Source organism: Yimella radicis, from assembly GCF_054778255.1.
The window spans coordinates 343,184-349,355 of record NZ_BAAGZR010000010.1 but is presented as its reverse complement, the minus strand read 5'-3'; the positions used below and the strand labels follow the sequence as shown (position 1 = coordinate 349,355).

The 6,172-nt window shown below is 65.8% G+C and carries 11 protein-coding genes; 10 read left to right on the top strand and 1 reads right to left on the bottom strand.

All coding sequences use genetic code 11. The annotated features are described in order from the left end of the window. On the bottom strand, window positions 1-137 hold a 137-nt coding region (locus ACYU8W_RS11210; RefSeq protein ID WP_499469099.1), incomplete at its 3' end, for a helix-turn-helix domain-containing protein. A gap of 604 nt (window positions 138-741) precedes the next feature. Between ACYU8W_RS11210 and rpsJ the strand changes: the two genes are divergently transcribed. The 10 genes from rpsJ (at window position 742) to rpmC (ending at window position 6,170) form a co-directional block, all read left to right on the top strand. Continuing rightward, entirely contained in the window at window positions 742-1,050 is a 309-nt protein-coding gene (rpsJ, locus tag ACYU8W_RS11205) for a 30S ribosomal protein S10 (RefSeq protein ID WP_006946210.1), read from the top strand. Between the two features lie 15 nt (window positions 1,051-1,065). Then, window positions 1,066-1,734 carry a 50S ribosomal protein L3 gene (gene rplC / locus ACYU8W_RS11200; protein ID WP_141927690.1) on the top strand — a complete coding sequence of 223 codons (669 nt, stop codon included), beginning with the start codon at window positions 1,066-1,068 and terminating at the stop codon, window positions 1,732-1,734. After that, entirely contained in the window at window positions 1,731-2,732 is a 1,002-nt protein-coding gene (rplD, locus tag ACYU8W_RS11195) for a 50S ribosomal protein L4, sunset domain variant (protein ID WP_499469097.1), read from the top strand. The genes rplC and rplD overlap by 4 nt, the downstream gene beginning before the upstream one ends. After that, window positions 2,729-3,037 carry a 50S ribosomal protein L23 gene (rplW, locus tag ACYU8W_RS11190; protein ID WP_129626069.1) on the top strand — a complete coding sequence of 103 codons (309 nt, stop codon included), beginning with the start codon at window positions 2,729-2,731 and terminating at the stop codon, window positions 3,035-3,037. The genes rplD and rplW overlap by 4 nt, the downstream gene beginning before the upstream one ends. A gap of 25 nt (window positions 3,038-3,062) precedes the next feature. Further along, window positions 3,063-3,899 carry a 50S ribosomal protein L2 gene (gene rplB, locus ACYU8W_RS11185; RefSeq protein WP_499469079.1) on the top strand — a complete coding sequence of 279 codons (837 nt, stop codon included), beginning with the start codon at window positions 3,063-3,065 and terminating at the stop codon, window positions 3,897-3,899. Window positions 3,900-3,902: 3 nt separating this feature from the next. Beyond that, entirely contained in the window at window positions 3,903-4,184 is a 282-nt protein-coding gene (rpsS, locus tag ACYU8W_RS11180; RefSeq protein WP_129626073.1) for a 30S ribosomal protein S19, read from the top strand. A gap of 62 nt (window positions 4,185-4,246) precedes the next feature. Continuing rightward, the gene (gene rplV / locus ACYU8W_RS11175; RefSeq protein WP_129626246.1) at window positions 4,247-4,615 is read left to right on the top strand and encodes a 50S ribosomal protein L22; all 369 of its coding nucleotides are present in this window, start codon (window positions 4,247-4,249) and stop codon (window positions 4,613-4,615) included. 3 nt (window positions 4,616-4,618) lie between these two features. Next, window positions 4,619-5,491 (top strand): 30S ribosomal protein S3, encoded by an 873-nt coding sequence (rpsC, locus tag ACYU8W_RS11170; RefSeq protein WP_129626075.1) that lies wholly within the window; start codon window positions 4,619-4,621, stop codon window positions 5,489-5,491. Then, window positions 5,491-5,910 (top strand): 50S ribosomal protein L16, encoded by a 420-nt coding sequence (gene rplP, locus ACYU8W_RS11165; protein WP_129626077.1) that lies wholly within the window; start codon window positions 5,491-5,493, stop codon window positions 5,908-5,910. Before rpsC ends, rplP begins: the two co-directional genes overlap by 1 nt. Further along, window positions 5,910-6,170, top strand: a complete 261-nt coding sequence (gene rpmC, locus ACYU8W_RS11160; protein ID WP_129626079.1) for a 50S ribosomal protein L29 — start codon at window positions 5,910-5,912, stop codon at window positions 6,168-6,170. The genes rplP and rpmC overlap by 1 nt, the downstream gene beginning before the upstream one ends. Window positions 6,171-6,172: the final 2 nt, after the last annotated feature.

Below are 6,172 nucleotides of genomic sequence, written 5' to 3'. Positions count from 1 at the left end.
GTCCGCTCGTACTTCGGTGGCCCATCCGAGGCCACCGCCTTGATGACGGTCGTGCGTGAGATCCCCAGCCTGCTGGCGATCTGCGCCTTCGGAACTCCCTCGCCGGCAAGCCGACGGATCAACGCCCAGTCCTCCAAAGTGATCACTCTCCGATCGTGGTGAGTGTTCACTTTTCAAGCGTCGCAACTGTTCAGATTTCGAGCGTTGTCGACAGTTGCCGGCCGCGAACGCGAGAAAGCACCGGAAGCCCCAAACCCGCCTCCTTCAAGGCCTGCTTGAGAACCGGACGCCACGAGAAGCCCGGCGCCGGAGGGCGATACGGAACCCGCCTGCGAAGGCGAGCACCCGAGAGCCGGACGGGGACACGAAACTGCCCGAAAACCCGACCACAACGCCCCGAACAACGAAGGTGCCCAGCACCACAACGCCTCGATTTGGCGCGTACGCCACTGCATGGCACACTGGACAAGTTGCTTGCTGCGTGATGTCGCATCTGTTCGACCGGTTCAACCCGGGCGAAGTGCGGAATCTTCGTTGGCGCTGAGGCGAAGTTCGGCCCAGTGACAACGGCACAAGCCCCGGTCCCTACGGACCGGCCCACCCCGCCACTCGGTGAAAACGTGTGCGCTGTGCTGCGAAGCAGGTGCGACACACCCGACCGCGGGGGTCGGGGCCGGAGCCCGAAAAGGCCGGCCAATTGACAGATGTAATAGAAGTACGGCGAGAGAGAGACGCGACAAGATGGCGGGACAGAAGATCCGCATCCGGCTGAAGTCGTATGACCACGAAGTCATCGACAGCTCGGCGCGCAAGATTGTCGACACGGTTACTCGTGCCGGCGCAACGGTGGTCGGCCCTGTGCCGCTCCCGACGGAGAAGAACGTCTTCTGCGTCATCCGTTCGCCGCACAAGTACAAGGACAGCCGCGAGCACTTCGAGATGCGTACGCACAAGCGGCTCATCGACATTGTTGACCCGACGCCCAAGGCAGTCGACTCGCTCATGCGTCTCGACCTCCCGGCTGACGTCAACATCGAGATCAAGCTCTGAAAGGGGGAGTGACTCATGACTCACACCACTGAGCGCTCCGTCAAGGGCGTTCTCGGCGAGAAGCTCGGCATGACCCAGGTGTGGGACGAGAACAACCTTCTCGTTCCCGTCACCGTGATCCAGGCCGGCCCCTGCGTCGTCACGCAGGTGCGCGGCGAAGAGGCCGACGGCTACCACGCGGTCCAGATCGCCTTCGGTGCGATCGACCCGCGCAAGGTCACCAAGCCGTTGACCGGTCACTTCGAGAAGGCCGGCGTGACGCCGCGCCGCCACGTCGTCGAGATCCGCACCGCTGACGCTGCCGAGTACACGCTCGGCCAGGAGATCACGGTCGACACCTTCGAGACCGGCCAGGAGATCGACGTCGTCGGTCGCACCAAGGGCAAGGGTTTCGCCGGTGTCATGAAGCGTCACGGCTTCCACGGCGTGAGCTCCTCGCACGGTGCGCACAAGAACCACCGCAAGCCCGGCTCGATCGGTGGCTGCGCCACCCCGGGCCGTGTCTTCAAGGGCATGCGCATGGCCGGCCGTATGGGCGGCGTGCGACAGACCACCCAGAACCTCACGATCCACGCCGTGGACGCCGACAAGGGCCTGCTGCTCGTCAAGGGTGCCGTTCCCGGTCCCCGCGGCGGCGTCGTCCTGGTGCGCACGGCTGCTAAGTCGATTCAGAAGGACGCCTGATTTCGATGACTTCCGTTGACATCCTGAACCCGTCGGGTTCGAAGTCGGGCTCCGTCGAGCTGCCGGCCGAGATCTTCGACGTGACCACGAACGTCCCGCTGATCCACCAGGTTGTTGTGGCTCAGCTGGCCGCTGCCCGTCAGGGCACTCACTCCACCAAGACGCGCGCCGAGGTGCGCGGCGGTGGACGCAAGCCGTACCGCCAGAAGGGCACCGGCCGCGCCCGCCAGGGTTCGACCCGTGCGCCGCAGTTCGCCGGTGGTGGCATCGTCCACGGCCCGCAGCCGCGTGACTACAGCCAGCGCACCCCGAAGAAGATGAAGGCCGCCGCCCTGCGCGGAGCCCTCTCGGACCGGGCGCGTCACGGCCGCATCCACGTGCTGACCGCGATCGTCGAGGGTGACAAGCCGTCGACCAAGTCGGCCGCGAACCTGCTCGGCGGTTTGTCGGACCGCAAGAACCTGCTCGTCGTGCTTGCACGCAACGAGGAGATCTCGACGCTCTCGGTGCGCAACTTGGCCGACGTCCACGTGCTGTGGGCCGACCAGCTGAACACCTACGACGTCCTGTGCGCCGACGATGTCGTGTTCACCCAGGCCGCTCTGGAGAGCTTCCTGGCCGGGCCGACGCAGGCCGCGAAGCTGGACAAGGGTGCCGCCAAGGCGTCCGCTCCCGCCACGCTGGTCGACACCGACACCGCCGACAACACCGACGAGACCGCCACGACCGAGGCTTCGGCCGAGGCCGGCGGCGAGGTGACCGAGGGTGGCTTCGGCTCCGACTCGGCCGCACCCCTCGACGGTGGCGCATCGCCCGACCCGGTGAAGTTCACCGTCAAGGGCAACAAGGACTCGATGAAGTACCACGTCGCCGGTTCGCGTTGGTATGACGCGACCGCCGCCGAGGTGTGGTTCACGACCGCCGAGGCCGCGGCTGCCGCAGGCTTCGAGCCGGCCGGTGGAGCCAAGGCTCAGCAGGTCAAGGAGGACGACAAGTGAGCACGCAGTTCAACGTCGGCAAGGACCCGCGCGACATCCTCGTCGCGCCGGTGCTGACCGAGAAGTCGTACAGCCTGCTGGACGAGGGTAAGTACACGTTCGTCGTGGACCCCCGCGCCAACAAGACCGAGATCAAGATTGCCGTCGAACAGATCTTCGACGTCAAGGTCGACTCGGTCCACACGCTGAACCGTAAGGGCAAGACGCGCCGTACCCGTTTCGGGATGGGCAAGCGCAAGGACACCAAGCGCGCGATCGTCTCCCTGAAGGAAGGCTCCATCGACATCTTCGGCTCCGCGAGCTGAACGACGGCGAGGACAAGGACTAACAATGGGTATCCGTAAATACAAGCCGACGACGCCGGGACGGCGTGGTTCGAGCGTGGCCGACTTCGTCGAAGTCACCCGCTCGACCCCCGAGAAGTCCCTGGTGCGTCCGCTGCCGAAGACCGGTGGTCGTAACGCCTCGGGCCGCATCACCACTCGCCACATCGGCGGTGGCCACAAGCGCGCTTACCGGGTGATCGACTTCCGTCGTTCCGACAAGGACGGCGTGCCGGCGAAGGTCGCTCACATCGAGTACGACCCGAACCGCACCGCGCGCATCGCGCTGCTGCACTACGCGGACGGCGAGAAGCGTTACATCATCGCCCCGAACAAGCTCAGCCAGGGCGACACGATCGAGAACGGTGTCGGCGCCGACATCAAGCCCGGCAACAACCTGCCGCTGCGCAACATCCCGACCGGTACGGTCATCCACTGCATCGAGCTTCGGCCCGGTGGCGGTGCGAAGATCGCCCGCTCGGCCGGTTCGCGTGTGCAGCTCGTCGCCAAGGACGGCCCCTACGCCCAGCTGCGTATGCCGTCCGGTGAGATCCGCAACGTCGACGTGCGCTGCCGCGCCACCGTCGGCGAGGTGGGCAACGCCGAGCAGAGCAACATCAACTGGGGTAAGGCCGGCCGTATGCGCTGGAAGGGCAAGCGCCCGACCGTCCGTGGTGTCGCCATGAACCCGGTCGACCACCCGCACGGTGGTGGTGAGGGCAAGACCTCCGGTGGTCGTCACCCTGTGTCGCCGTGGGGACAGAAGGAAGGCCGCACCCGTCGGCCCAATAAGAGCAGCGACAAGATGATCGTCCGTCGCCGTCGTACTGGAAAGAAGCGCTAAGAGATGCCTCGTAGCCTGAAGAAGGGTCCCTTCGTCGACGACCACCTCGCCAAGAAGGTCGAGGTCCAGAACGAAGCCGGCACCAAGAACGTCATCAAGACCTGGTCGCGTCGTTCGATGATCACCCCGGAGATGCTCGGCCACACGCTGGCCGTGCACGACGGCCGCAAGCACGTCCCGGTCTTCGTGACCGAGTCGATGGTCGGCCACAAGCTGGGCGAGTTCGCCCCCACTCGTACCTTCAAGGGTCACGAGAAGGACGACAAGAAGGGCCGCCGCCGCTGACGCGGGGGCGAGACCTGGTGACTACCAGCATGACTGCAACTACCGAAAGCAAAGGACAGGCGATGGAAGCCAAGGCGCAGGCGCGGTTCGTCCGTGTGACGCCGATGAAGGCCCGCCGCGTCGTGGACCTCATCCGGGGCAAGAACGCCCAGGAAGCGATCGCCGTGCTCACCTTCGCGCCGCAGAGCGCGAGCGAGCCGGTGCTGAAGGTGCTCAACAGCGCCATCGCCAACGCACGCGTGCAGGCCGACAAGCACTCTGTTGCGTTCGACGAGCGCACCCTCGTGGTGACCTCGGCGTTCGTCGACGAGGGCCCGACCATGAAGCGGTTCCGCCCCCGTGCCCAGGGCCGCGCGAGCCGCATCAACAAGCGCACGAGCCACATCACCGTGTTCGTCGCACAGCCCGAGAAGAAGGACGGAGGCCGCTGAGACATGGGTCAGAAAATCCACCCGAACGGTTTCCGCCTCGGCATCACGACCGAGCACAACAGCCGTTGGTTCGCTGACAGCACCAAAGAGGGTCAGCGCTACAGCGACTACGTGAAGGAAGACGTCGCGATCCGCAAGCTCATGTCCAAGGGCATGGAACGCGCCGGCATCTCCCACGTGGAGATCGAGCGCACCCGCGACCGCGTCCGCGTCGACATCCACACCGCTCGCCCGGGCATCGTCATCGGACGCCGCGGCGCCGAAGCCGACCGCCTGCGCACGTCGCTGGAGAAGCTCACCGGCAAGCAGGTTCAGCTGAACATCCTCGAGGTCAAGAACCCCGAGGCCAACGCTCAGCTGGTCGCCCAGGGTGTCGCCGAGCAGCTCGCTGCTCGTGTGAACTTCCGTCGCGCCACGCGCAAGAGCATCCAGTCCGCTCAGCGGGCCGGCGTCAAGGGCATCAAGGTGATGGTCTCCGGTCGTCTGAACGGCGCCGAGATGAGCCGCACCGAGTTCTACCGCGAGGGCCGTGTTCCGCTGCACACCCTGCGCGCCAACATCGACTACGGCTTCTACGAGGCCCGTACGACGTTCGGCCGCATCGGTGTGAAGGTCTGGATCTACAACGGTGACCTCACCGCCAAGGAACTGGCTCGCGAGCAGGCTGCTGCTCCGTCGCGTCCGCAGCGTCGCCGGGACGACCGTCCGGCACGTGGCGGTGACCGCGGTGGACGTGGTGGCGAGCGCGGAGGCGACCGTGGTCGTCGCGACCAGGCTCCTGCCGAGTCCACCGAGGCTGCGATGGAGGCAACCGCCGAGGCTGCCGCGACCATCGAGACCCCGAGCACGAGTACCCCTGAGGGAGGCGACGCCTGATGTTGATTCCGCGTCGTGTGAAGCACCGTAAGCAGCACCACCCCAAGCGGACCGGTGCAGCCAAGGGCGGCACCACCGTGGCGTTCGGCGACTACGGCATCCAGGCTCTCGAGCCGGCCTACGTCACCAACCGTCAGATCGAGTCCGCTCGTATCGCGATGACCCGCTACATCAAGCGTGGCGGAAAGGTCTGGATCAACATCTACCCGGACCGCCCGCTGACCAAGAAGCCGGCGGAGACCCGCATGGGTTCCGGTAAGGGTTCGCCGGAGTGGTGGGTCGCCAACGTCAAGCCGGGCCGCGTCATGTTCGAGCTGTCCGGTGTGTCCGAAGAAGTTGCTCGCGAGGCCCTGCGCCTGGCGATGCACAAGCTGCCGATGAAGTGCCGCTTCGTCGCACGTGAAGGTGGTGACTTCTGATGGCTCTTGGTTCCAAGGACCTCGCGCCGGCGAAGCTGCGCGAGCTCGGTGACGAGGAACTCGTTTCCCAGCTCAAGGAAGCCAAGCAGGAACTGTTCAACCTGCGTTTCCAGTCGGCCACCGGTCAGCTGGAGAACAACTCGCGACTGCGCGCCGTCCGCAAGGACATCGCGCGGCTGTACACCGAGATGCGCGAGCGCGAGCTCGGCATCGGCCGGGACGCGAAGACCGAGTCCGACTCCGACGAGAAGGTGAGCTGAAC